The sequence below is a fragment of the Mesobacillus sp. genome, assembly GCF_047739415.1.
Lineage (GTDB): Bacteria > Bacillota > Bacilli > Bacillales > Cytobacillaceae > Mesobacillus.
In genome coordinates, this window is the sequence record NZ_JBIQOE010000040.1 from 41,148 (window position 1) to 66,582 (window position 25,435).

Below are 25,435 nucleotides of genomic sequence, written 5' to 3' on the forward strand. Positions count from 1 at the left end.
TTAAGATCACCATGATTTATAAGCCGTATGTATATTCCTTTTTACGCCTTTTAGCTCTATACATATTCGCATCTGCTATGGATAACAATTCCTCCATTTTCCCAAACGAGCGATTGGAATATGCGTATCCAATTGATATTTCAATTTTATAATCTTGTTTGTCCATGTTAAAAAGGGCAATAGATGACTCGATAAAATTGATAAGGTCGGACACGGATTCCTCATTCTTATCAGCCAGGAGAATGGCGAATTCATCGCCTCCGATTCTTGAGACAGAGATATGATCCGAAGAGAAGGATTTTAGCAGCTTCGCTGTTTCAATTAACAGCCTGTCCCCTTGCTTATGTCCATATGAATCATTCATCATTTTTAAATTATCTAGATCACACAAAATGATTGCAATAGGACTATTTTTTTTTGAATTAAAGAATGCTGCCTTTTGTTCGAAATATTGACGGTTATAGATTCCTGTTAAGGCATCATGGTAAATCCGATATTCCAAGTCTTTCTGCAGTTGGATTTTTTCATCAATATTTCGAATGATTCCCTGGACAGCAACTAGTTGTCCATCCTCATATACCGGGCTTGCATGTTCTTCAAACCAGAGGTAGCGGCCATCTGTGCCCAGCCATCTCTGAAGGATAGGCTTTGAATAATCCAGATTTCCTGTTACTTTATTATGTAAATGATCAACATCATCCGGATGAGAACGTTCAAAACAGTCGAATGGATTTTCCATGGCCGCTTCTACGACCCCTGGACCCAAATAATTGTCCAGAGAAGGACTTATATATTTAAATTTAAATTCCGGCTTTACTTGATAATAGTAAATGATGTCCTTTGAGTCTTCGACTAGCCTGACAATCCTCTGTTCCTGTTCCTTCGTTTCATGACCATGAAACCTTTTTAGCCTTGACCGATAAATCAAGATTGTTAATCCAACCCCAACAGCAAACCCGCTTATTAACTCCATAACATCCAACCCCTGTATACAAAAGATGCAAATCTTCCCATATAATGGATTTTATCACAAAAGAAATAATAGAAATATATCTATAGAAACTTTTGTTCTTCTATTAAATCTCATAGCAGAAATTGTTCCAACTTTAATAAAGGCGCTTACCTTAACAACTCCCTATATAAGACAACTGCCAAATGCCCTGACACCCGAAAGGCATTAATTTGAAAAGTAACTTTCAATGCAAAAACACCCTTAATAAAAGACCTTGCATTAACATATATATCTTATCATTGCAGGACTTTTTCCCGGGGAGGTTCATAATGATCATTCATGTTGTCCAAAGAGGTGAATCACTGTGGCAAATCGCAAACAGATATCAAGTGACAATTCCACAGATTACTGATATTAACGGTCTTGAAAATCCAAATCAACTAGTCGTTGGCCAGGCCTTGCTTATTCCATCTCATGATACATTCCATTCAGTTCGATCCGGAGAAGCATTATGGTCAATTGCCCAGCGTTACGGGACTACCGTAGATGCCATTATCCGGGCTAATGCTATCACCAACCCTGCCCTTATCTACCCTGGGACCGTACTCCGCATACCAGCTACCCGCCATACGATCCAGCGTGGTGAAACTCTCTGGCACATATCCCAGCGTTATGGGGTAACCATACAGGCGATCATCAAGGCCAATCAAATCCAAAATCCGAATCTGCTGTATCCAGGGACTATTCTAATCATTCCAAAACGGAAACCAACAATTGAATCAAATGCATTCACCTACCATTCCGATGAAAAAGCAATTGAGCTGGTAGGCGAAGTAGCCGACCTGATGACCTATATCGCTCCGTTCGCATACGTCATCCAGCCTGACGGGTCACTTGTCCTTTACATGAAGGATGATACCGAAGCCATCCAGACAGGACTGGCAAAAGGTGCACTGCCAATGATGTCGATCACCAACTTTACAGCGACTGAAGCTGGGGAGAATATCGCCCATGAAGTTCTTGCTAGTGAAACAAATCGTAACACACTGCTAAACAATATCCTTACTGTCATGCGTGAAAAAGGTTACCGTGGCTTGAACATTGATTTCGAGAATGTCCTGCCTGCTGACCGTGAGCTTTATAATACATTTCTGCAGGAAGCTGTTGATGCCCTTCATAAAGAAGGCTATTTTGTTTCAACCTCTCTTGCGCCAAAAGTCAGGGCCGATCAAAAAGGATTATTATATGAAGCGCATGATTATCCTGCACACGGCAGGATAGCAGATTTTGTTGTTTTGATGACCTACGAATGGGGCTACCGTTTCGGATCGCCTCAGGCTGTTTCACCTTTGAACGAAATCCGCAGAGTGCTTGATTACGCGATTACCGCTATTCCAAGGAATAAAATCCTGATGGGCTTCCAGCTATATGCAAGAGACTGGATCATCCCCCATGTCCAGGGGCAGGAAGCAGAAACATACAGCCCGCAGGAAGCAGTCAGCCGAGCCATCAAATATGGCGCTGCGATCCAATATGATACTGTAGCAGCATCGCCATACTTCCGTTACACTGATGAACAGGGCCGTGAACACGAAGTATGGTTCGAAGACGCCCGCAGTGCCCAGGCCAAGTTTGACCTGATCAAGCAATATAATCTGCGTGGAGTCAGCTACTGGGTGCTTGGCTACCCGTTCCCACAAAACTGGGCCCTGCTGGACGATAACTTTAATATCAAGAAGTTGCAGTAAGACCTTTAAAATAGTTTATAAAAATAGCCTTCTAGTGAACCATCTTCTAGAAGGCTATTTGTCATCTCTCATCTTGATTTACTAAGAAAGTGCATAACTCACCCCTGCCAGGCATTTTCAGTTCCTTCTATAAATCTTCCATCCTTCATGATTGGCACAATGCCGGAAACATTTAGCTGACTGCAATACCTCACATCTTCCTCATAGCCTCGTTCTCGCAATTCACGTCCGCTGCCGGAATCCCAAACCAATTCTTTTAAACGAATTACTGAACTAGTAAAAGCTCCTGAGCATACTTCTGCTTCCGGAGATTTCCCACCGCTCAGCTCTGCAAGTATTGCACCAGCACCTAAATAATCCTCAATCGACGGCCTGAGTCGATCTTCATTTTCACGAGCATCATTCCATATTTCCCCGCATGGCACGACTGTGATGTCTGCCCCTGTATCCTGCTGCAGCTTATCCGCCATCACTGCAACAGCTGAAGCATTAAGCAATGATCCTATCAATAGTAGTGGCACCTTGGAAGCAATCCACGAACAATATGCACCATTAAGCGAAGACAATACGTAACGTTTATTGCGATGCTCCTCATTAAATGTCACCGGCGACAAGGTGGGTTTTCCCGTTTTAGCTGCTTCTGCCCTTCCAAGAATATATTCTGCTCCAATGCTGGCCGCGTATTTATTTCCATCGAGCTCAGGAGGATATGGAAAGATCATTGCCCCCGCGCTTAAGCAGCGACGATTGTGGACGAAAAGCTTAGTACATCGACAATGATGACTATGTCTCCCCGCTCTGCTGCCTCCCTCGCCCCACGCCTTCCCCACTCCACCTTACATTCATAAAGAGACTGACTGAACATTTGACTCACCTCGCATTTTTCTGTGGAAATTAATTATTCTCCGTTTATCTGCCTATTCCTTCTCAGTCTTCAGCCCTACGCAAAAATCTGTCTCTGGCTCATTATGGATTTCTATTTCAAGGGATAAAATGGAAATATCTTAAGGGAAATTAAAAGATTCTTATTTTTAAGCTCAACCACAAAAACCAATATAGGTATTTTTATGCGAAAATAATTATTAATTAACAAAATTATAGTTATTTTTTTCTATAAAAGTGTGTATAATCTGTTTTTGGGTGAATAAAATAGAAATTTTTTACATTCCTATTTCGCGATAGTATTGGGGAGGATTTTATGAATTTGTTGAAATTTATTGTTCAGAAAAAAATCTTAGTCAGTTTAATGGTTGTGTTAGTTTTATTGATTGGCAGCTTTTCAGTTTTAAAGTTGGATAAGGAGCTCTTTCCATCGATAAAAATGGATGGTGCTTATGTAGAAATCTATGCTGGGGAGATGCCAGCGATTGAAGTCGAAAGATCCATAACTTCCCCGCTTGAAAAAAAAATCCTTGGCATTGAAGGTGTAGAGGAAGTCCTTTCGAGCAGCAACATCGGAAAAAGTTCCATGCAGCTTACGATTGAACGGGGCCGCGGAAAGGAAGTATTCAAAGAAGTCGAGTCAGTGGTGAATTCCACGACCTCCGACATGAGCGGTGTCAAAGACGTGATGACCGGACAATTCGGCACTAGCCAGGCGTACGACTTTTTCATGGATGTTTCTGGATCTGACATGGAGAAAATGACAGCCTTCGCAAAGAATATTCTTGAACCGAGGCTGGAGGCTCTTCCTGAAGTACATGATGTCTTGCTTTCAGGCAGCCTGGAAAAAGAAGTGACTATTGAACTGAGACGTGACGAACTATTAAAAAATGGGCTGGATGCAGCACAGGTGATTGGCACAATCCAGCAGGCAAACAATGAAGCAACATTGGGCCAGTTGAACAACGAGACAAACTCCCCTTCCCTTAGATGGAATACACAGCTAGAATCGGTTGAGAATGTTGAAAGCCTGCAAATCCCGTCAAAGAACGGTTTTATCAAATTATCTCAGATTGCCGAAGTAAAACTACAGCCATTGGAAAGCTCCTCATTCGTCTGGAAAAATGGCTCGAAGGATTTCATTTTTGTCCAGGTCGGCAGAGTAGCCGATGCCACTCAAATCGAGATGGCAGAAGCGGTGCGTGAAGAAATCAAACAAATCAGAGAAGAAGGCTTGGTCAGCGGCGTTGAATTAAATGAAATGGTCGCCCAGGCAGATTATGTAAAGGAATCCATAGATGGCGTAACCAGTAACATCCTGATTGGTGCTGCTATTGCCGTTGCGATCCTAATGCTGTTTTTGAGAAATATACGTGCTACATTGATCGTCGGATTATCTATTCCAACATCGGTACTGCTCACTTTCGCTTCAATGTGGGTTTTTGGTTACAGCTTCAATATGCTCACCCTGATCGGTCTTGGACTTGGAATCGGGATGATGGTCGATTCATCCATCGTTATTCTTGAATCCATCTACCGTAAAAAAGAACTAGGTTTAAAGAGTCTGGAGGCAGTCATTAAAGGAACCCAGGAAGTAGCCACAGCCGTTCTGGCTTCGATGCTCACGACAATAGTCGTTTTTGTGCCGATTGGTTTGCTTGGCGGAGAGATGGGATCATTCATGATTATCCTTTCTGTTGTCGTCGCCATCACTCTCATTAGCTCTGTGATTGTTTCTTTCACTCTGATTCCTTCTTTATCCGAGAAGTTCCTGAAGCTGAAAAAGAAAGAAAAGGCCAAGAAAGAAGGCCGCCTTGTACGCGGATACAGCAAAATGATTTCATGGACCATCAAGAAAAAGCGCCACAGCTTTGCTGTCATTGGCCTGTTCTTCCTGATGCTCATCGGATCCCTTATGCTGGTAACAAAGATTCCAATGACCATCATGCCTGACATGATGAACCGTTATGCCGAGCTCATGGTGACAGTTGAACCAGGACTGAGCCTGGAAGAGAAGCAGGAAATCGTAACTGAAATGAACAAAGCACTAGACGAGATTAAAGATGTTGAATCAAACTATGTAATGGATAATGGCAACATGCTGTACACCATCATCAACATGACGAAAGGCGACGAAATCACAAGAGAACAAAAAGACGTGAATGAAGAGATTCTTAAGTCATTAAGAGGTCTTGAGGAGAAGGTTCCTTTGAAGAGCGCCGCAGCAGCTATGTCTGGAGGAGGTGGCTCCCCTGTTCAAGTCAACATTTCAGGTGAAAGCTTTGACGAACTCCAATCAACTGCTGACGGGTTTATAGAAGAGCTTAAGTCTATCGAAGGAATTGTCGCGGTCGAAAACTCGATTGAAAGGACTTCGGTTGAACAAGTCGTCCAGCTGAATGAGTCTGAAATTGAAAAAGCGGGATTGTCCCAGCCGCAGATCAAGCAATTCATCGAGCAGGCCTTTTTACAGATGCCTGTGGGTGAATTGAAAATCAATGAAGAAAAAGTTCCGTTAAAAGTAAAGTGGGATGAAGAGATGAACACCAAATCCGCTTTGCTGGACCTGAAAATTCCAACTCCTTCAGGGGAGAAAAGGCTATCTGAGTTCATCTCCTTGAAGAGCGTTGAGAACCCGAACGAAATCTCGCACAAGGATGGAGAACGATATATTTCCATCTCGGCAGATATTGAAGGAAAAGACCTTGGCACCATCAACCGTGAAGTCCAGAAACTGATGGACAGCTATGACGTACCAGAAGGCTACAGCATTGCACCTGCAGGAGATCTTGAGCAGCAGCAGGAAATGGTTCAGGATATGATTCTAATCCTGGCGATTTCCATCTTCCTTGTCTACCTGGTCATGGCCGTCCAGTTCAACCATCTGGGGCACCCGCTGATCGTCATGTCCGTCATTCCGATGACCACCGTCGGCGTCATTCTTGGGTTATTCCTGACACAGCAGGAATTAAGCATTATGTCCGGAATGGGCATTATCATGCTCATCGGGATTGTTTTGAATAACGCTATTTTATTGATCGACCGCACGAATCAGCTGCGAAACGAAGGCTACACTGTTCAGGAAGCACTTGTTGAAGCAGGCAAAAACCGCATCCGCCCAATTTTGATGACAACACTGACAACAGTCGGCGGCATGCTGCCACTGGCATTAGCTACCGGAGGATCGGGCAATTACCAGGCACCTATGGCAACAGCCATCATTGCCGGCCTGAGCTTTGCAACACTGATCACCTTGCTGCTGATCCCGGCTGTATACCGCATCTTCACAAGAAGCGCTGTAAAGCGGAGTTGGTTCAGTAGGAAAGCTAAGAAAAGCAAGGAATCCATCACACCTGTTCCAGAGATATTGAGCTAAACATAAACGAGGCAAAACGACTATTATATCGTTTTGCCTCGTTTTTTCTAGAGCTTTTTGCGCATTTTAAGACGCTCTAATTGCTAGCCAATCAATATTAAAACAACAGTGCCTAACCCGAGTCGTTAGGCACTGTTGATGTTATTGCAAAGTTCCTCCAGCCTGGACGTAGCGGGCATTAAATTCCTGCACGAACTGGTTGGTGATGGCTGTGTCATGGATAATCAGCATATTTTCGTCATTTACATTATTTCCGTTGTTGCTCCAGTTTGTTGATCCGACGATGACTGTTGGATCGCTGTCTGTGTCGGCATCAATCAGCATTGTTTTACTGTGGAGCTTGCGTGTCTCTGCATCTGCATAGACAGGTGCCGGGTTGTTCCATCGTGTGTTTGGATTATTGACGCTTGTTTGGGAAGCAGTCCGTCCAGTCATATCGACACTTGCAGACCACCACTGGTTCCAGAAATCAGAGTCGAACAATCCTTTCACATCAAATCCCGTCAAGGTTCCTTCCATGTCATTGTAGGACCCTTCCCACTTATTCTTCAACTCATCGGTGAGTGCCTGATCGCTCCATGCGAAGATTGAGAAGTATGTATTGAACTGGGCTTCATTGCGAATCAAATCGGCCATTTTTCCAACAGCATTATCCCCCGCTGAAAAATAGATCTCGACCTTTTTCCCATTGATATCAATTACATGTGTTGTATTGTCTGTTTTACGCGTGCTGAAGTTCGAGGATACAGGGTCTGGATTCAATGTATTGCTGCCCCACATCTCATTGAATTCTGTTTCATATATACCTGCTAATTGAGGCCAGTTGATTTCAACAATCTGATTTTGATTGCCGTCAAGGATGCCCTGTTGCATGTTTTCATCTGAACCATAAAGGCCAGTTACGGTAAAATTCCATGTTCCTGTGAATACCCAGCGGGCATCCACTATCGCGAATTTATTGTGCATCTGGTTTCCAGGACCGTAATAGCTTTCCGCTGCTTTCGCCTCGGCATCAACAAACAGTCTGCCTGTCGTCGTACTATTCCCAACAGTGACGGTTACTGAAGCAATATCACTTACACTGGCCGGCAATCCTTTAGCCGTTCTTTTCGCACTGTCTTCTACTGCAAACATCGGCGAGTCTGAGAAAACCACGATATCATCTGCGGTTCCGATTTTCGCATCCTGGCCACGCACCATTTTTTCCAGGTAAAGTCGCATCGTTTCAAATCGTTCTGCATAGTGAGGATCTGCTGCGTCCTTTGAGTCTGCAATCACACGCACATCGATACCCTGTGCTGCTTTCTGGATCAGCGTATCAACTACCCGCGGAAGGTTAATTTCATATGTAGCGAAATCGATACTCTTTGTTGCTGAGTTGAGCCTCTTAATTAAAATATCTTCAAAGTTTACATTATAGTTCGCTTCGTTCCCTGCTGAAGCATATTGGGGGAATGCGCATTTGTTGAAGTAAACATTCATTGCCCCTTCAGCTTCGGAAACATTATTCAGACGCTGAGTCCTGTCGTCACATACACTTGGAGCTTCCGGAGGAGTCGAACCGCCGCCGCCAGCATCGCCACCTGAACCGCTGCCATCACTGCCAGTTGAATTGAATGCCTTCGGTGTTCCCAGCCCATCAGCATAGCTCGCATTGGCAGTTGCCCAGTTCGTGGAATCTAAACCAGAAACCTCAGGGTCGATTCGTTCCATAGTTGCTTTTGCCGTATTATCGCCCGCATACCAGCTGTCAACCTCGTCGATTACAGCTCCGGATGCATCAATCAATTTAAGGTGTTCAACAGTATTTCCCAGTGAACCGCTGTAAACATGGTCAGCTTGAATTTCTGTAACGGATTGGTCATCTGTCTTTTCGAGTAAAAAATAGCCATTTGCCGGAAGAGTGCCGCTTAGCGTAATAGCCGGTGCACCGTCAGCTGAATTCAGCTGCCAGCCATCTAGCACTACATCAGAAGCTGAATTGTTATAAAGCTCAATCCATTCATCGCTGTAGCTTTTGTTCGTGCCCATCCAGGCAACTTCACTAATGACCACATTCGGTGTCTCCGCAGCATTCACGGTTGGTGCACTGGTCATGAATGACGGGTAAAGAGTTGAAAACAATAAGATAATTGCTGGTAAAACAGAATTCATTTTCTTCAACTTTGACTACCTCCTCAAATATAAATCCAAGATAATCATAATGTAAAAAAGTTGTCGAAATATGTTGAATTTGTAAATTTTACGAAAAATGAATCAATTTGAGTAGTTTATATTTGTTTGGCATATCACAAGGGAATCTATATACCTAGCAACCTGGAAGACAGCTTCCAATCAATTAATAAAAAGTTCCCACTCAAGATGGGACCTTACGAAATTAATCTTCATTTATATTTCTCCTTGTATCGGTCGGAAGTAAAGCCGGAACTCGAAAAAAATAGACTGCCCCTCAAAGGACAGTCCTTAATCTCATTGCTTTTCTTTTTCAATAGCCATGCTCCACATGGTCAAGAATACTGCGCCTAAAACCATGATTCCGCCTATCCATGGAGTATGGATCAACCCAATCGTATCGACGATTATTCCGCCAACTAATGCACCGATGGCGATTCCAACGTTAAAGGCAGCTATATTTAATGCCGATGCGACATTAACAGCAGCCGGAACATAACGTTCTGCCAATTTTACAACAAGAACCTGCAATCCAGGTACATTCATAAATGCAAATATCCCCAACAAGAAGATCGTGATTACTCCAACAATCTTGAACGGTGCTGTGAAAGTTAGAACAACTAGGATGATCGCTTGAATAATGAACATCCACGACAATGCCTTTAGTGGATTTTTATCGGCAGCCTTGCCGCCAATCGTATTTCCGATTGCTACTGCAATTCCGTAGACTAATAAAATAATGCTCACTGCACTAGGTGAAAAGCCAGTAATGTCCTGAAGAATTGGAGTAAGGTAAGTGAATGCTACGAATGTTCCTCCATAACCAAGTGCGGTAATGGCGAATGCCAATAACAGCGGACCGTTTTTTAAAACTTTTAATTGGTCGCTGAACTTTGATGGTGGTGCATCTTTAATATTTTTCGGAATCAGGATTGCACTCGCGATAATTCCAACTACACCTAGCAGTGCTACTCCCCAGAATGTAGCTCTCCAGCCAAACATCTGGCCAATGAATGTTCCAAGGGGTACCCCTGTTACAGTCGCAACAGTCAACCCTGTGAACATGAACGCAATCGCACTTGCCCTTTTATGCTCCGGTACTAAATCGGCGGCAATCGTTGACCCTATCGAGAAGAATACACCATGTGAAAATGCAGTGATGATGCGGGCGACTAATAATAATCCAAAGCTAGTAGAAACAGCCGCAATAGAATTCCCAACAATAAAGATAACCATCAAAGCCATCAGCAGTGTTTTACGGCTCATCTTATTGGTTAAAGCTGTTAATATCGGTGCTCCGAACGCAACTCCCATCGCATAGCCGGAAATCAATAATCCTGCTAATGTAATTGATATATTTAAATCGTCTGCAATCGTTGATAATAATCCTACCGGGACGAATTCGGTTGTACCGATGCCAAATGCACTGATCGCCAATGCTAAAAGCGATAATGTTCCACCCTTACTTTTGGTTTGTTGTATATGTGAACTCATAATAAGAAATCCTCCTAAGATTAGATTTACTTCCAAGTTGGCCAGTGAAGGCGCCTTTCACCGTGCCAGCATGAAAGCAATTATGATGCATACCAGGAATGTTGGGAAGTACGCACTTTCAAGTTCCGTAGGCACCTGCAGGTGATATAGGTACTTTAAAGTGCCCTATATCACTTTGTGTATCGTAGTTGTATAATGGGCCTAACCAACTGAAAAATGCCCCAACAGAATGCTATTATGACTTCTTCCTGCAACATTGGGAAGTACGCACTTTCAAGTACTATAGGTACTTACAAGTAACCATTTTGCTACTACTGACACAGTTCAAAATAAAGGAGGCCCTAAGAAGCCATGAAAAAATACAATATCCCAGTCGAAGCCGCACTGGAGGTCATCGGCGGCAAATGGAAGGTCGTCATCCTATGCCATTTGATTGAAGGAAAGAAACGCACGAGCGAGCTGAAGAAACTGATGCCTGGAATTACACAAAAAATGCTCACGCAGCAATTGCGTGAGCTTGAAGAGGATAATGTTATTTTGCGCGAAGTATACAACCAGGTCCCTCCAAAGGTCGAATACTCACTGACGGATTATGGCTGGTCATTAAAAGGAATATTAGACTCCCTATGTTCTTGGGGCGAGCAGCATATTGAAAAGAATCATCCGAATAAAGAGGATGTATTGATTCAGCCTCAGTCGATTGAGTAATGGAAAGCCATGTGAATGCTCACGTGGCTTTCATTAAATTTTAAAATCCTCCCCACAATCAGCTTTCAGCTAAACGCCACCAGACTGATGAAGGATAATTTGCTCCAACTGTAACTGACTCGCCGATCCGAGGAGTTGCAATCTCAACTCCGGATTCTTTTGCTGCTTTAACCGCCCGTTCAACAGGGTCATACCAATCATGCAGTGATAAGGTAAAAGCACCCCAATGAACCGGAATCAGCACCTTTCCTTTCACATCGATATGGGCCTGGACCGTTTCCTCCGGAAGCATATGGATTGCAGCCCAGCGAGCGTCATATTGGCCGCATTCCATCAATGTTAAATCGAATGGGCCATATTTTTCACCGATTTCTTTAAAATGCGGACCATATCCCCCGTCGCCACTGAAAAAAACTTTTGTCTCCTGGCCAATGATTACCCAGGAGCACCAAAGGGTTGCATTTCGGTCGGTAAGACTTCGGCCAGAAAAATGGCGGGCAGGGGTACAGGCGAGCTGTAGACCCCCGAATGAGAAATCATCCCACCAGTCATGCTCCTGGATCGTTTCAGGTGATATCCCCCACCGCTGCAGGTGTGCTCCTACTCCCAGCGGAACAATATAGTTCTTCACTTTGCCCTTAAGCTTAATGATGGAACCATAATCCAGATGATCATAATGGTCATGCGAAAGCACGACCGCATCTATTACAGGAAGTTCTTCTATCTTAAAAGGCACCTCCCTGCTGTATCGCTGGTTTCTCAACGGGAAAGGGGTGGGCGCTTTTCCGAACATCGGATCAAATAAAATGGTTTTGCCATCTACCTCCACAAGGAAGGCTGAGTGTCCAAACCAGGTGACCTTCGTTGCTGAACCTTTTTGCAATGGCTGTGCGAAAGTTGCCATCGGAAGTGGGACTCCCGGCCTTCTCTCTGAATTGCCTTTTAAAAAATCTTTCATCATGGAAACCATCGAGCCAAGGCTTGTATCCCATGAAGTATTTACCTGATTGACAAACTTACCGTTTCGATATTGCGGAGACTTAGCATATAAGGATCTTCTTTTTTCGGAATGCTTACCGCCAAAAGCCGGATAGTAATTCAGGATTGCATAACCTGCCACGACAATCCCAGCTAATATTTTCAATAGATTATACATTGTCATTCCCTCTCTAGCGCTGATCGATCATCCGCCTATTTCCTGAATTTTTTCAGAAGGATATAAGTTTAGTCCCGCCGTATCCTTCTGGGCAACTTGATACATGGCCGATGCTACTGTCCTGCCTTCAATTGCTTTGTATTTCTTGAATGGACCCCCAAAGAGAAAAGGCATTTTTGTAAAAATGGCTGCTGCTGCCCTTTCGCCCAGCCTAAATTCATCCCGCTCCCCCAATAACAATGATGGGCGGAAGATGGCTGTTGTTTCAAATGGAATCTGCTTGATTTCTTCCTCTAGCTTCCCTTTCATTTTTGAGTAAAAGATTGGGGAATCAGGATCGGCATTCATCGAGCTGACAAGCAAAAACTTCCTGGCTCCTTTAGAACTGGCCAATTTGGCAATTGTCACAGGGTAGTCTACATCTATCTTCCACATCGCATCCTTCGTTTTTGCCTTCTTGATCGTTGTTCCAAGGCAGCAGAAAACATCATCAACAGCAAAAATCTCGCTATATTGGTCCAGGTGATCGAAATCCACCATTCTTTCATCCAGCTTAGGATGGTCTATCCCAATTGATCTTCTCACAATAGCTATGACCTTATCATATTCACTTGCACTTAATAGAAACTGCAACAGTTCTTTTCCAATCAAACCGGTCGCCCCGGCAATCAAAGCTGTTTTACCCGCCAAGCAAGTAACCCCCTAATTTATTGAATGATACTTTATTATTTCATAATTTAGCTGATAAGAAAATTTTCAAAGCAAAACAGCCAGCCCGCAATTGGACTGGCTGCTATGATCCTAGTCTTTATCTAACTTTCCTTCTGTAATTGAGCTCTTCTTGCAGCAATGATCAAATCTTCTACCGGCGATACACGTCCGAGCTCATCTTTATGGACTATATGCTTCCGTTCAAATTGGGTGGGGCTGTCGATCCCGGCTGCGGCTGACAGATTGTAAAGTCCTTCACGCAGGGAAATGATATAGTTGGCCACCCTGTACATTTTCTCGTCCACAACCAGACCATCCTGAAGCTTCTTATCGGTCGTCGCTACACCTGCAGGGCATGTATTCGTATGGCATACCTGAGCCATGATGCATCCGACGCTAATCATCATCCCGCGGGCGATATTCACAAGGTCCGCTCCCATTGCCAGAGCGATCGCGATTTTATCAGGAGTGATCAATTTTCCTGAAGCAATTAGTTTCACTCTATCCCTGATTCCATATTGGTGAAGCATTTCATCCACAACAGGGAGCGCTGAGTTGATGGGAAGTCCAACTGTGTCAGCAAGCTCCTGATAGGTTGCTCCGGTGCCGCCTTCTCCCCCGTCTACCGTAATGAAATCAGGCCCTTTCCCGCTTTCCTTCATGTATGAGACCATATTTTCAAGCGCGTCCATATCACCGACAACAATTTTGATGCCGACTGGCTTGCCGCCAACCGAGCGTAATTCTTCAATCCATTCAAACATCGAAGGGACATCGCTAAATTCGTAGAATCGGTTTGGACTGTTAATCGTCTTCCCGACTTCCACCAGCCTGATTTTGGCGATTTCCTCAGTGACCTTCTCCCCTTCAACATGGCCGCCGCGTGTCTTTGCTCCCTGGGCAAGTTTGATTTCGAAAGCTTTCACCTGGGGCATTTCACTTTTCTTCTTAAATTCCTCCCAGGAAAACTCTCCATTCGGCTTACGGACGCCAAAGAGATCAGGGCCGATTTGCATGATGATATCAGGATTTCCGGCGAGATGATGGTCGGATAATCCACCTTCTCCTGAATTCATCCATGTTCCGCCTGCAAGCCCCAACCCTTTTGACATAGCCTGGATTGCTTTTTCCCCAAGTGCCCCATAGCTCATCGCAGACTGTCCTACCTGTCCTTTGACACGGAATGGATAACGGCAGGTGTGCCCGCCAAGCACTACGGCGTCATCATCCTGCAAATAATAAGGGTCAGCCAGTTTTTCCTCGTTATGTTCTTTTCTTGTAAAAAGGCCCTCCCCATCAATCTTGTAAACTCTTGTTTTAATTTTTTCCGCGTTATCGACCTTCATTTCATCAGTCAATTTAGGAAAAAGTGTATTCCTGATATAAAAGCCTTCTGCTTCGAAATCTTTAAGTGATCCAAAACCAATCAATCTTTCCTTATATTTGCCCGCCTTGACGACATCCTGGTATTCCTTGCGTGAAAAAGGCTTCCCTTCATTATCTCCATTGAATAAATATTGTCTTAGCTCTGGACCAATATGCTCGGTAAAATAACGAACCTTTCCAAGCACCGGGAAATTCCTTAAAATTGAATGCTGCTGCTGTTTATCGTCTTTAATATATAAATAGATAAATAGAAGGACCGGCACCAGGATAATCAAAGCGATGAAAATAAACAAGCCGATCACTAGATAGTCCGTCAAACCCATAGAAATCCTCCTTTCCTATAATGAAGATAAAGCTTTTGTAATGACTGTATCTCCTTCTGCCACTTCGAAAGTCTTGTTAAAAGCAGCCTCGTTTTCGAGCGACAAGACCAGCACCTCCGCAATATCCTCGTGTGAAATTTCAAGCTCATTCGAATCCAGTGTTTCACCCGCAGAAATTTTCCCTTTACCAGGTTTGTCTGTAAATGCTCCCGGCTGCACGATGGTATAGGTCAAATTAGATTGCCGCAACAACTCATCCGGCATCTCCTTCGCGCCAATTTCCCGGCTGTCATCCCCTGCCGCTTCATTGGCCATGATGGCGCTCATCATCACAAAACGCTTGACTCCCTGCTTCTCTGCTTCCTTCACCGTCTCGATGACCGATTCATGGTCTACCATTACTGTCCTGCCAGTTTTAGCCTTAGGATTGATGCCAGTAAGATAAATGGCGGCATCATATCCGTGGAATAAAGTCGGCAGGCTCCTTTCTTCATAAAGAACTACTTCTGTAGCTCCTCTCTTTTTCAGCAGATCGATTTGATTCTCATCGCTGACGACTGCGCAGGATGTATATCCATTTTCCATCAGCTTGCTGACAACAAACTCCCCGACGCTGCTATGGGCTCCAATCACGATTACTTTCATTTCAGTTCCCTCCTTTGTAAAAAAGAGAAACAGATTATATCCGTTTCTCTTTTTGAATCACTTAGAAATTACATCATCCGGTCCCAGTGGCGATGTTCAGCAATTGCATCAATGAACTTCTGGCTGTCTCCTGCCACTTCTTTGCTGTTTTCAAACACAACAACCCCTGGCACACCCTCTGGCGTTATGCCTGCTGCAGCCAATAATTCAGCAGCTTCTTTTCCAGAACCAATTGCTTTCAGATGGCTGAATGCCTCGTCGACAAAGTAGACTGCTTCCTTTTTCTGCTTCAGGCTGTCAACGCTTGGCTGGCCGCCGGCAACATACAGTGCGTCAAACAGGACAGAACTTCCGGTCAGCAATGTATGCTGCACTTCAAGCTCCGTGCCATCATTGCCCTTGATCATCCCGAGCTGCTTGCTGACGATTTCTGCCGTGATGCCGCCCTTTTTCAGCATTTCCATCAATCCGGACACTTCAGCTCCGTTAAAACCATGATCAGCAAGGATTGCGATCTTCCTTGTACTTGGCAGCTTCGCTGTATTCATCTGGCTCAATGCCGGCGAAGTAAGCGTCACTTCTGCTGGTTTGCTTGTCGGCTTTTTAGCTCCCAGGCTTACGGCCACTTGCTCAGCAAGGAAAGTATCAATATTTCCGAGCATCTCGACCACCTGCTGCTGCACATCCTTGCTCTTCACTTTTCCAAGCTCAAAACTGAAGGCCTCAATCATATGCTGCTTTTCCACGTCAGACATACTGTTCCAGAAGAGAGTCGCCTGGGAATAGTGGTCCTTGAAGCTGTCACTGCGTGCCTGGACTTTTCGTCCCTCTACTTTTTCCTGGTGATGTTCATATCCTCCTTCTTTCACAGGTGAAGGCTTAGGATTATTGCTTTGCAGCGAATTTTTGTGATAAGCGACCTGCCCGCGGTCAATCGTCATCCGGTGCATGCCATCACGCTGGTTGTTATGGAACGGGCATACCGGCCTGTTGATTGGGATCTCGTGAAAGTTCGGGCCGCCCAGGCGTGACAGCTGGGTATCGGTATAAGAGAACAAACGTCCTTGAAGGAGGGGGTCATTTGAAAAATCGATTCCCGGCACAACATGTCCGGGATGGAACGCTACCTGTTCTGTCTCTGCAAAGTAATTAGTCACATTCTGGTTCAGAGTCATTTTTCCAATGATCTTGACTGGTACCATTTCCTCCGGCCAGATTTTTGTAGGATCCAATACATCGAAATCGAATTTGAATTCATCTTCCTCGTCAATCATCTGTACGCCCAGCTCATACTCTGGATAATTCCCCATCTCAATTGCATCAAATAGGTCACGGCGATGGAAATCTGGGTCTTTTCCGGCAAGCTTTTGCGCCTCATCCCAAACTAATGAATGTACCCCTAATACCGGTTTCCAATGGAATTTTACAAAACGGGCCTTTCCCTGTTCATTCACGAACCTGAATGTATGGACACCGAATCCCTCCATCATCCGGAAACTGCGCGGAATAGCACGGTCTGAGATGTGCCACATGATCATATGGGCCGACTCTGTGTTATTAGCAATGAAATCCCAGAATGTATCATGGGCCGACTGGGCCTGCGGTATTTCATTATGCGGCTCCGGCTTGACCGCATGAATCAAATCAGGGAACTTGATTGCATCCTGGATGAAGAAGACGGGGATGTTGTTACCAACAAGGTCGTAGTTGCCTTCTTCTGTATAAAATTTAGTTGAAAAACCACGGACATCACGAACGGTATCACCTGACCCCCGAGAACCGGCTACCGTTGAAAAGCGCACAAACACTGGAGTCTTTTTGCCCGGATCCTGCAGGAATCCCGCCTTCGTATATTCAGCCATTGACTCGTACACCTGGAAGTAACCATGGGCCGCAAATCCCCTCGCATGCACTACACGCTCCGGAATGCGCTCATGATCAAAATGAGTCATTTTTTCACGGAAATGGAAATCCTCCATCAATGTCGGACCGCGGGTTCCAGCTTTCAAGGAATGTTCATCTTCAGAAACACGAAGCCCCTGGTTAGTCGTCATTGCTTCACCGTCATGCCCGGACCTGAACTGTTCAAGCTGCTGATCCTTTGAGTACTCGTTCACAGATTGATGCTTCTCGTCTTTCTTCACTGATTGATTCCTCCCATTCTGGATGTGGGAGCATGCAAAAATATGTAATCACTCTAAAGTTGCTTAGTATAGTCGGCCATGCTCCTATATGGTCGTATACCACAGACTAAAGCCCGCTAAACGATTAGTTAGCGGGCTTTAGTTTTAAAGGTTTTCATTCAAGTATTTCTTCGCCTCTTCAGGTGAGGCAAATGGTTTAATGAAGGTGATTTCCTTCCCGTCGTTGGCAACTGCCAGGAATCCATCTGCTACCTGGATAATATCAGCAGAAACATTCTTTTTCCCCTCAGGCTCCACGGTATCTGCAATAGTGGCCTGTCCCTTATCAACCCAGGATTGGACCTCAACAGCATAGGCATCATAATCCAATCCTTCGTAGAATCTCTCTTGCAGGTAATCGGTAGTTACTGGATTTTCCTCAGTCTTCACTTCAGTTTCGGGCGGACCCTCCTGGCCAATTTCACTATCATCATCAACACTACATCCAGCCAGAATTCCAGCCGCTGCGAAAGATATAAGTAGTTTCTTCATAAGATCCTCCTTGTTTTAAGATTCTCTTACCATACTCATACCCCATTAAGCTAGCGGAAAAAGTTTTTCTGAGGATTTGGATGGAATTGGCAGACATGTTGCAGTCAGATAACTCTAATTGGTATTAAATCTTCTCCAACTGGTATTATAATCGCTGCAACTGGTATTAAATCTCTCTCAACCGGTAATAAATTCTCTGCAACCGGTAATAAAACTCCTCAAACCGTTGATAAATTCGTCCCAACCGTCAATAAAATCGCTGTAACCGGTAATATATTTTCAACAGGAGGAAAATTCTCCTCACTGGCCATGAAGACTCCTATTTTTTTGGCTTTTTTCGTAAAAATCTCTTAATTTGCAATCATGTTTGCGAATTTTCTCGTTTTTCCATTTTAGAAGTTCTCTTTTTCTCTTCTGCATAAAAAACAGGATTCCCAACCGGGGAATCCTGCTATTTCATATTTTATATTCACTCTGGTGCTGTGAATGATCTTTGTGCGAGTTCATTTTCGAGCATGAAGAATGCGTTGCTGTCCTTGTCAATGCGACGCAGCTTTTGGATCAAGCTGTCAAACAGGGCTTCTTCTTCTACCTGTTCTTCGATGAACCATTTCAGGAATGTCATAGTTGCGTGTTCGCGCTCATCAAGTGCAATATCCGCAAGATTGTAAATGCGGCGCGTTACTTCCTTTTCGTGCCCAAGTCCTTTTTCAAAAACATCCAGAACAGACTCGAAGTCGTTTGATGGAGCGTGGAATCCATCGAATGTCACGCGCTCACCCATATTGTTGATGAAATTGTAAAATTTCATCGCATGGAATCGTTCTTCCTCAGCTTGTACCAAAAAGAAATTCGCAAAGCCATCCAAATTCTCCGCTGAACAATACGCAGCCATTGCCATGTACGCATGCGCAGAATAAAACTCATAATTCATTTGTTCGACCAATCCATTAACCAACTTATCGCTGATCATACTAATTCCTCCTCAATCAATGCAGCTTTTTTCTTTTTACGCTAACATAGTTATTTTACCTTCCTTATCGAATTTTACCCTTTTACACTCCTTAAAACCATTGTTTCACGATAATCACTTCTAATAAAAACAAAAAGACAGCCCGGAGCCAATCATCAGGTCTCCTGAACTGTCCTTTTCTGATCAAAACAACTCTAATAAAAGATCCCAAAACCCTTTCTTTTTCTCAGGCTTTGCTTTCGTCACTTCTTGCTCTTCTTTTTGAATGGCTTCTGTTTTGATGACGAATTGTACGGAGGTCACTTTCTCGTTTTTAGCGGAAACAAAGGACACTGGTTCAAAGTCTGATTTGTCGTATTCCTTGATCATCTCATTGATTTCCTGCTGCATTTGCTCTGGCAGATCTTTCGTTTCCTGATGCAGCTCATTTGTACCAGTGTGGAGTTCGCCTACTCCCTTATTTAGTTCGCCTGTGCCACCTGCCAGTCCGGCAATTCCAGAATGGAGTTCACCGTAAGAAGAGGACAGCTTGCTCACTCCTCCTGTATAACCAACAAGGCCGGAATGGAATTCCCCGTATTTCGAGGACAATTCCGAGAGGCCTTTCTGCAGCTGTTCCAGGCCGCTCATATCCATGTCCTTAAGGGATGCTGATAGTTCATCTGCTATCGCTGTCAGACCTGCGCTCATTTCAGTTACCGACCCGCTGACCTGCTTCAGTGTTGGGTCAACGGCTGCAAAGGCTTCCTGTACCTGTGAATAAGTAGCTTGAACTTTCTGGGCAGCTGCATAGGACTCGACGAGTTTGTTGATAACATTCGCATCCGCGCCGCTGCTGTTTAATGCTTTTATTTCTTCCTCTGAAATCTGATGAGCCGGAATGCCTTTGATTGCTCCATCAAGTGCGCCGTATGCCAAAGCGTAATTTTCACGCAAAGATGTCAGTCCATCGGCAGCTTGATTCATCCCGCTGGCTAATTGAGTCAGGACTGCAGGCAGTTCACTCAAGCTCGTTACATCCATTTGGGCAGAATCCCCGGAAAGCGACGTGCTGATTTGTTTCAATGCATCGCCAATGGAACTGGACGCAACGACTATCTGTGAGGATGAGCCATTCAGCTCGCTCATGCCGTTTTTATATTTTGCCGAACCATCACGAAGGCTTGCTGCGCCATTGTTCAGTTGCGAAACACCACTCTTCAGGTCGGCAACGCCATTATTCAATTCACTGATCGCGTCTGATAATGCCGACATATCATCGGTCATGTTCTCCATCTCTGAGGTATCAATCGGCAGTGTAGACGGAACGGCTGCAATATCGACACCGGTGAATTCAAAATCCTCCACGTCTGCTTCGACACTGAACTCTTCCTCCTGTCCAGGCATGACAGTAAAGGTAATTTGCTTGTTCTTTCCTGCGTTCGCAACCATGCCACTTCCAGCTTCTATATCTTGATAGCTATTTGAGATTAGCATGGAAATTTGCAGCAGGTAATTCTCAAAATAAATGCTGTCTGCCTTTTCATTTGCAGCAGTAATAATCTTGATTTCTACATGTCCTTCTTTTCCCGCAAGCTCTGACGCATCAACCTCACGTCCATCAAGCAGATAGGTTATGTCAATATCCCATGGCAATTCAGTATTGTCTTCCATGTTTCCCTGATAATAAAACTTTCCTTCAGGAGCATGTATTTGGACTGCCTGGCCGTTCTGATCAATTTCGGAAAGGTCGGTCAGGTTCTTGACGCTTCTATAATCACCATAATCGAGAATTTTTCCTGCCTTTGCTACCTCCAATGTATTGACGACATAAATGTCATCGAGTTCTCCATTGGCTTTTAATGTAGCGTACACCACCTCATCCTTCGAGGTGATTTCCCCTCCGGTTTCTGCTGCAGCGGGAAATGAAGGCAAGAGAATCATCAATGCAAGCGAAGTGAGCAATAATTTCTTTGTTCTCATCATCATTTCTCCTCATAAAAATTTGCTTTATAGGTCGTCTTTTTAATGAATTTATCGAATACCAGCAGCATTGCTGGCAATAAAAACACAACCATCACGAAGGCTAGCAATGCGCCCCTTCCTAATAATAAACCGATAGATCCAACAATCGGGTTGGAAGACGTCATCCATAAAATAAATCCGACACTTGATAATATCGCTGCAGATATCGAGATGGAGAACGTTTTTTCATCCAATGTTTTCACGATTGCCTTTTTAGCGGACATTTCCTGGCGGTTATGCTGGTAAGCTTCTGTCAGCAAAATCGCATAGTCCACTGTTGCTGCCAACTGTACCGTACTGATAATTAAGTATCCGACAAACACAAGCGATGAACTTGTAAAATACGGAATCGACAGATTGATCCAGACTGCTGATTGAATGGTAATCAGCAATACCAGCGGAATCGAAATTGATTTAAAGGTTGCCAGCAGGACAATCGCAATCGTCACGACCGTTAATACGTTCACGACGAGATTATCTTTGTTGACGACATTCTTGATATCATACAGTGTTACACTCTCTCCTAAACTAAGCGCCTGGTCTCCATAATATTTCCCAGCCGCCTCGTCTACCTTTTGAACAATCGAAAAAGGAATATCCCCTTCTGTGCCCTGGTTCGTATTAATGATAATACGGCTGTAATTTTCCGAATAAAACTCGTTCGTGATTGATTCATCCAAGTACTCAGGCGGAATGACCGAGCCTACCATATTCACATAGGCAATCACGCTTGTGACGTAATCCAGGTTCTCAAGCTCCTGGACAAGCTCCGTTTCCTTTGCCCGATCTCCTTTCGGAACCAACAGGACAATCGGAGTCGTCTCTCCAAACGCTTCCTTAATCTCTATAAAATCGCTGCCGGCTCGCGTTGTTTCCGGTTGTTCGCCAAGCCCATACGTAAACGCTGTATTGCTTTGCGCCAAAAAGCTTGGAACAATAATAGCAAAAACGAGCAGCAGGCTTGGGATTTTCAGTTTGGCGACAAAGTTCCCGATCCCGGAAAAGCTAGGAACAAAACTTTTATGCTGTGTTTTGTCCATCCATTTATAGAGTAGCAAAGTGAGCGCCGGTAAAAACACCATGACACTGATGAAGCTCAAAACGATTCCTTTTACCAGGTTGATTCCAAGGTCTGAGCCGATTTCGAATTTCATGAATGTCAAAGCGATGAATCCAAAAAAGGTTGTTGCTGCACTGGCGGTAATTGCCGGAAAAGACTTTTTCATCGCAAGCTGCATCGCTTCCTCTGGATTACTCGTTTTCTTCCGGTAATCAGAAAAACTATGAAGCAGGAACACGGCATAATCGAGCGAAACCGCGAGCTGCAAAATCGGAGCTACTGACTGGGTTACAAATGACACCTCGCCGATAAAAATGTTCGTTCCGAGGTTAATCAGTACTGAAACTCCAATTGCTGTCAGGAAAAATAATGGTTCCACCCACGACGTAGTTGAGACAACCAGAATGAAAATAATGATCGGCACAAGCAAAATGGCCGCATACATGGATTCTGTTCCAGCCATTTTTTGTGAAGATGCGGTATTGATGGCTTCTCCTGCTATCGCCCCATCTTCACCGATCAGTTCGTAAATTGCATCAGTTATCGCAACCTCATCGCCTGAGCGGACACTGATCGAGAACAAGGCGTTCCCATCTTTATAGTAGTTTTCTACCGTCTCTTCATCTGTCATTTCTAGTGGTGTTTTCAGGTCAACCACATCATCGAGCCAAATGACCTCTCCTACACCATCGATGGCTGACAATTTTTCTTTTAAGCTGAGTGCTTCCTGCAAGGATACATCCCTTACCATGACCCTCGTATCCGGTACCTCAGCAGTAAACTCCCTCTCCATGATTTCCATTGCCCTTGTTGACTGGGCATCCTCTGGCAGATAATCCACCATATTATAATTGACCGACACAAAAAATTGCGCCACCGTGGATATTAACGCAAATAAAATAAACGCTATAACAACAGCTTTCTTATGTTTTATAATTTTTTCAGCAATGCTTATCATTCTTTAACCTCACTTGAGTCTTTTGCCATTTCACTTTATCATTATATAAACACCGTGTTGTCTATTCAACAAACAGTTGTGAACATAACGTTTAATTCCCAACAGAAAACTATTTTCTGTTGTTTAACTCAATGTTTTACAAATAAAGGAAGGTTTTTAGGAAATGGACAGACGTAAAAAGTATACCAGGATGGTCTTAAAGGAAAGTCTGATGGAATTATTGAAAAATAAGCCCATATCAAACATTACGATCAAGGAAATCTGTGAAGAGGCAGACATCAATCGTTCCACATTTTATTCTCATTTATTCCAGTCAATATGACCTCTTGAATGCTATTGAAGAAGAGTTCATTGAAGATATGGTTTCAACACTGAACCAATACAATTTTTCCAAAGAAGAAGAAGCTTTGATGATGACAGAGAAGATTCTTGAGTATATTGCCAGGAATAGCGATGTATGTCAAACACTCCTTAGCGAAAATAGCGATATCCACTTCCAGAAAAAAGGGATGATGATCACCCAGGAATTCATCTTCAAAAACTGGATTACCGACAGCCAGTTTGACCGCGAAACTTTTGAATATATTAATATTTTTGTTGTCAGCGGAAGTATTTATGTGATTAAAAATTGGGTAGAAAACGGGATGGATAAAACACCAAAGGAAATGGCCGAAATTATTAACAACTTCATAAATAAAGGTTTATCAAATATACGATAAAGCGCCAGCCCAAATCCGGGCCGACGCTTTACTTCATCATTTAAGAACCAGTCTCGTGACACTCTCAATTTGCGTTTTGATAGAATGTTGATACTGAAACGCGTTTATTTGATTTTGCGCAATAATGTTCCCCCTATTTTAAGGGGGGAATGATTTATTTAGAACGAACTGTTTCATGAATAATTACTCAGGTTCATTCCCATTTTCGTGAATATCAAATGGTGAGTAATAACCTTGATATTCCAATATCGTCATCATACCACCAGCTGCATGGTTAAGGTCGTGACAATGAAATGCCCATAAGCCTGGATTATCTGCCTTAAACATGATTTCGTAGGATTCGCCCGGTTTGACATTGATTAAATCTTTAACCATTGGATTGTCTAACTTTTGTCCATCCTTTGCTATAATCTGAAAATAATGTCCATGCAGATGCATAGGGTGATCAAACCGACTATCATTTATTAATGTTGCCTTTACGATGTCACCTTCCTTTACCTCAAACGGTTCGGTTTCTGGAAAAACCTCTTCATTAATTGTAAACTCCATATTTCCCATGCCCATGCTAGCGCCTAATAACATATCATATTCAATATCGGGAGTAGGTATCTCTTTAAAAATAGGATCCATATATTGTGTCCCATTTTCTGTTACGTCATCTTTAGTTTCTGTTGTTTTTGACTGATTATCTTCATCATTATTTTTAGGAATTACCTTAACTACCATATTTTCAGCAGCACTATTATCGTCTACACTTTCGATCAGCCATTGATTTGTATTATCAATGGTTAATTCTACATCAATACGTTCAGAAGGCCCTATTTCAAGAGGTTCAGTACCAGGCTTTGTGTTATAGATAGGATTTCCGTCTATTCCAACAATACGGTACGGCTCCCCATTAAACCTTAGAAAATGCTTTCGATATCCTGCATTTACAAATCGCAGGCGTACCACTTCTCCATTATTCACTTCAATTGGAGCAATATATTGTCCTGTTTTACCATTCACTGTGTATGTGTTATAGAACATATCCGTATCCATTTCGCCACTGGACATTCCATTCATCATTCCACCCATCATTCCACCTCTACCATTGTCACCAATAGCCCACTCATCAAGTAAAAGGGTGTATTCACGGTCATACATCTTGTCCTTAGGTTCAATAACAAATGATCCATACAACCCCCTATCAACCTGTTCAGAACTACTTTGATGGGAATGATACCAATAAGTACCTGGATCATCTGCTAAGAATTCATAAGTAAAAGAATCCCCAGGTTGAACAGCATCTTGCGTTAGTCCTGCAACTCCATCCATTTTATTAGGTAATACCATACCATGAAAATGAATGGTAACTGGTTCTGTTGGCAGCCTAGATTAATGTCGAGATACATCGGAGATTGGTCTAGTTTCTTGTCGGAGGATATAAAAAGAAAGAGCCGTCAGCTTCCTTGACTATTGTATAATAGTCAAGGAAGCTGACGGCTCTTAAA

At 43.6% G+C, this 25,435-nt stretch carries 19 protein-coding genes; 4 read left to right on the forward strand and 15 right to left on the reverse strand.

The genetic code is table 11. From position 1 onward, the window contains the following. Positions 1 to 16 precede the first annotated feature (16 nt). A complete protein-coding gene (locus tag ACH0QE_RS03060; protein ID WP_415799233.1) occupies positions 17 to 973 on the reverse strand; it encodes a sensor domain-containing diguanylate cyclase in 957 nt (318 codons plus the stop codon). 308 nt (positions 974 to 1,281) lie between these two features. On the opposite strand from ACH0QE_RS03060, the gene ACH0QE_RS03065 reads away from it, so the two are divergent. Then, positions 1,282 to 2,700: a LysM peptidoglycan-binding domain-containing protein gene (locus tag ACH0QE_RS03065; protein WP_415799234.1), complete on the forward strand. Its 1,419-nt coding sequence runs from the start codon at positions 1,282 to 1,284 to the stop codon at positions 2,698 to 2,700. A 98-nt stretch (positions 2,701 to 2,798) separates the two neighbouring features. On the opposite strand, the gene ACH0QE_RS03070 is transcribed toward ACH0QE_RS03065, so the two are convergent. Both ACH0QE_RS03070 and ACH0QE_RS03075 read right to left on the reverse strand, forming a co-directional pair. Then, positions 2,799 to 3,422: a 2-phosphosulfolactate phosphatase gene (locus tag ACH0QE_RS03070; RefSeq protein WP_415799235.1), complete on the reverse strand. Its 624-nt coding sequence runs from the start codon at positions 3,420 to 3,422 to the stop codon at positions 2,799 to 2,801. Positions 3,423 to 3,433: 11 nt separating this feature from the next. After that, a complete protein-coding gene (locus ACH0QE_RS03075; RefSeq protein WP_415799236.1) occupies positions 3,434 to 3,565 on the reverse strand; it encodes a hypothetical protein in 132 nt (43 codons plus the stop codon). 333 nt (positions 3,566 to 3,898) lie between these two features. On the opposite strand from ACH0QE_RS03075, the gene ACH0QE_RS03080 reads away from it, so the two are divergent. Further along, the gene (locus tag ACH0QE_RS03080; protein WP_415799237.1) at positions 3,899 to 6,958 is read left to right on the forward strand and encodes an efflux RND transporter permease subunit; all 3,060 of its coding nucleotides are present in this window, start codon (positions 3,899 to 3,901) and stop codon (positions 6,956 to 6,958) included. 141 nt (positions 6,959 to 7,099) lie between these two features. Here the strand turns inward: ACH0QE_RS03080 and ACH0QE_RS03085 are convergent, their stop codons facing one another. Both ACH0QE_RS03085 and ACH0QE_RS03090 read right to left on the reverse strand, forming a co-directional pair. Further along, positions 7,100 to 9,112: a phospholipase D-like domain-containing protein gene (locus tag ACH0QE_RS03085; RefSeq protein ID WP_415799250.1), complete on the reverse strand. Its 2,013-nt coding sequence runs from the start codon at positions 9,110 to 9,112 to the stop codon at positions 7,100 to 7,102. A gap of 315 nt (positions 9,113 to 9,427) precedes the next feature. Next, positions 9,428 to 10,624 (reverse strand): MFS transporter, encoded by a 1,197-nt coding sequence (locus ACH0QE_RS03090; protein WP_415799238.1) that lies wholly within the window; start codon positions 10,622 to 10,624, stop codon positions 9,428 to 9,430. Positions 10,625 to 10,975: 351 nt separating this feature from the next. Here ACH0QE_RS03090 and ACH0QE_RS03095 point away from each other — a divergent pair, with 351 nt between their 5' ends. After that, entirely contained in the window at positions 10,976 to 11,332 is a 357-nt protein-coding gene (locus ACH0QE_RS03095) for a winged helix-turn-helix transcriptional regulator (protein ID WP_102261477.1), read from the forward strand. A 58-nt stretch (positions 11,333 to 11,390) separates the two neighbouring features. Here ACH0QE_RS03095 and ACH0QE_RS03100 read toward each other — a convergent pair whose 3' ends face one another. From ACH0QE_RS03100 to ACH0QE_RS03140, 9 genes are all read right to left on the reverse strand, one after another. After that, positions 11,391 to 12,302, reverse strand: coding sequence for an MBL fold metallo-hydrolase (locus ACH0QE_RS03100; RefSeq protein WP_415799251.1), 912 nt, complete (start codon positions 12,300 to 12,302; stop codon positions 11,391 to 11,393). Positions 12,303 to 12,515: 213 nt separating this feature from the next. After that, positions 12,516 to 13,178: an oxidoreductase gene (locus ACH0QE_RS03105; RefSeq protein WP_415799239.1), complete on the reverse strand. Its 663-nt coding sequence runs from the start codon at positions 13,176 to 13,178 to the stop codon at positions 12,516 to 12,518. Between the two features lie 122 nt (positions 13,179 to 13,300). Next, a complete protein-coding gene (locus tag ACH0QE_RS03110; protein ID WP_415799240.1) occupies positions 13,301 to 14,908 on the reverse strand; it encodes an FMN-binding glutamate synthase family protein in 1,608 nt (535 codons plus the stop codon). 15 nt (positions 14,909 to 14,923) lie between these two features. Continuing rightward, the gene (locus ACH0QE_RS03115; RefSeq protein ID WP_415799241.1) at positions 14,924 to 15,553 is read right to left on the reverse strand and encodes an NAD(P)H-binding protein; all 630 of its coding nucleotides are present in this window, start codon (positions 15,551 to 15,553) and stop codon (positions 14,924 to 14,926) included. 68 nt (positions 15,554 to 15,621) lie between these two features. Next, positions 15,622 to 17,697: a catalase gene (locus ACH0QE_RS03120; RefSeq protein WP_415799242.1), complete on the reverse strand. Its 2,076-nt coding sequence runs from the start codon at positions 17,695 to 17,697 to the stop codon at positions 15,622 to 15,624. 144 nt (positions 17,698 to 17,841) lie between these two features. Next, positions 17,842 to 18,228, reverse strand: coding sequence for a hypothetical protein (locus ACH0QE_RS03125; protein ID WP_415799243.1), 387 nt, complete (start codon positions 18,226 to 18,228; stop codon positions 17,842 to 17,844). Positions 18,229 to 18,697: 469 nt separating this feature from the next. After that, complete coding sequence (locus ACH0QE_RS03130; RefSeq protein ID WP_415799244.1) at positions 18,698 to 19,201, reverse strand: ferritin; 504 nt, start codon at positions 19,199 to 19,201, stop codon at positions 18,698 to 18,700. A gap of 183 nt (positions 19,202 to 19,384) precedes the next feature. After that, a complete protein-coding gene (locus ACH0QE_RS03135) occupies positions 19,385 to 21,163 on the reverse strand; it encodes a YhgE/Pip domain-containing protein (RefSeq protein ID WP_415799245.1) in 1,779 nt (592 codons plus the stop codon). A gap of 2 nt (positions 21,164 to 21,165) precedes the next feature. Continuing rightward, positions 21,166 to 23,223, reverse strand: coding sequence for an efflux RND transporter permease subunit (locus tag ACH0QE_RS03140; RefSeq protein WP_415799246.1), 2,058 nt, complete (start codon positions 23,221 to 23,223; stop codon positions 21,166 to 21,168). Between the two features lie 263 nt (positions 23,224 to 23,486). Between ACH0QE_RS03140 and ACH0QE_RS03145 the strand changes: the two genes are divergently transcribed. Continuing rightward, positions 23,487 to 23,942, forward strand: a complete 456-nt coding sequence (locus ACH0QE_RS03145) for a TetR-like C-terminal domain-containing protein (RefSeq protein WP_415799247.1) — start codon at positions 23,487 to 23,489, stop codon at positions 23,940 to 23,942. A 183-nt stretch (positions 23,943 to 24,125) separates the two neighbouring features. On the opposite strand, the gene ACH0QE_RS03150 is transcribed toward ACH0QE_RS03145, so the two are convergent. Continuing rightward, positions 24,126 to 25,313: a multicopper oxidase family protein gene (locus ACH0QE_RS03150; protein ID WP_415799252.1), complete on the reverse strand. Its 1,188-nt coding sequence runs from the start codon at positions 25,311 to 25,313 to the stop codon at positions 24,126 to 24,128. Positions 25,314 to 25,435 lie beyond the last annotated feature (122 nt).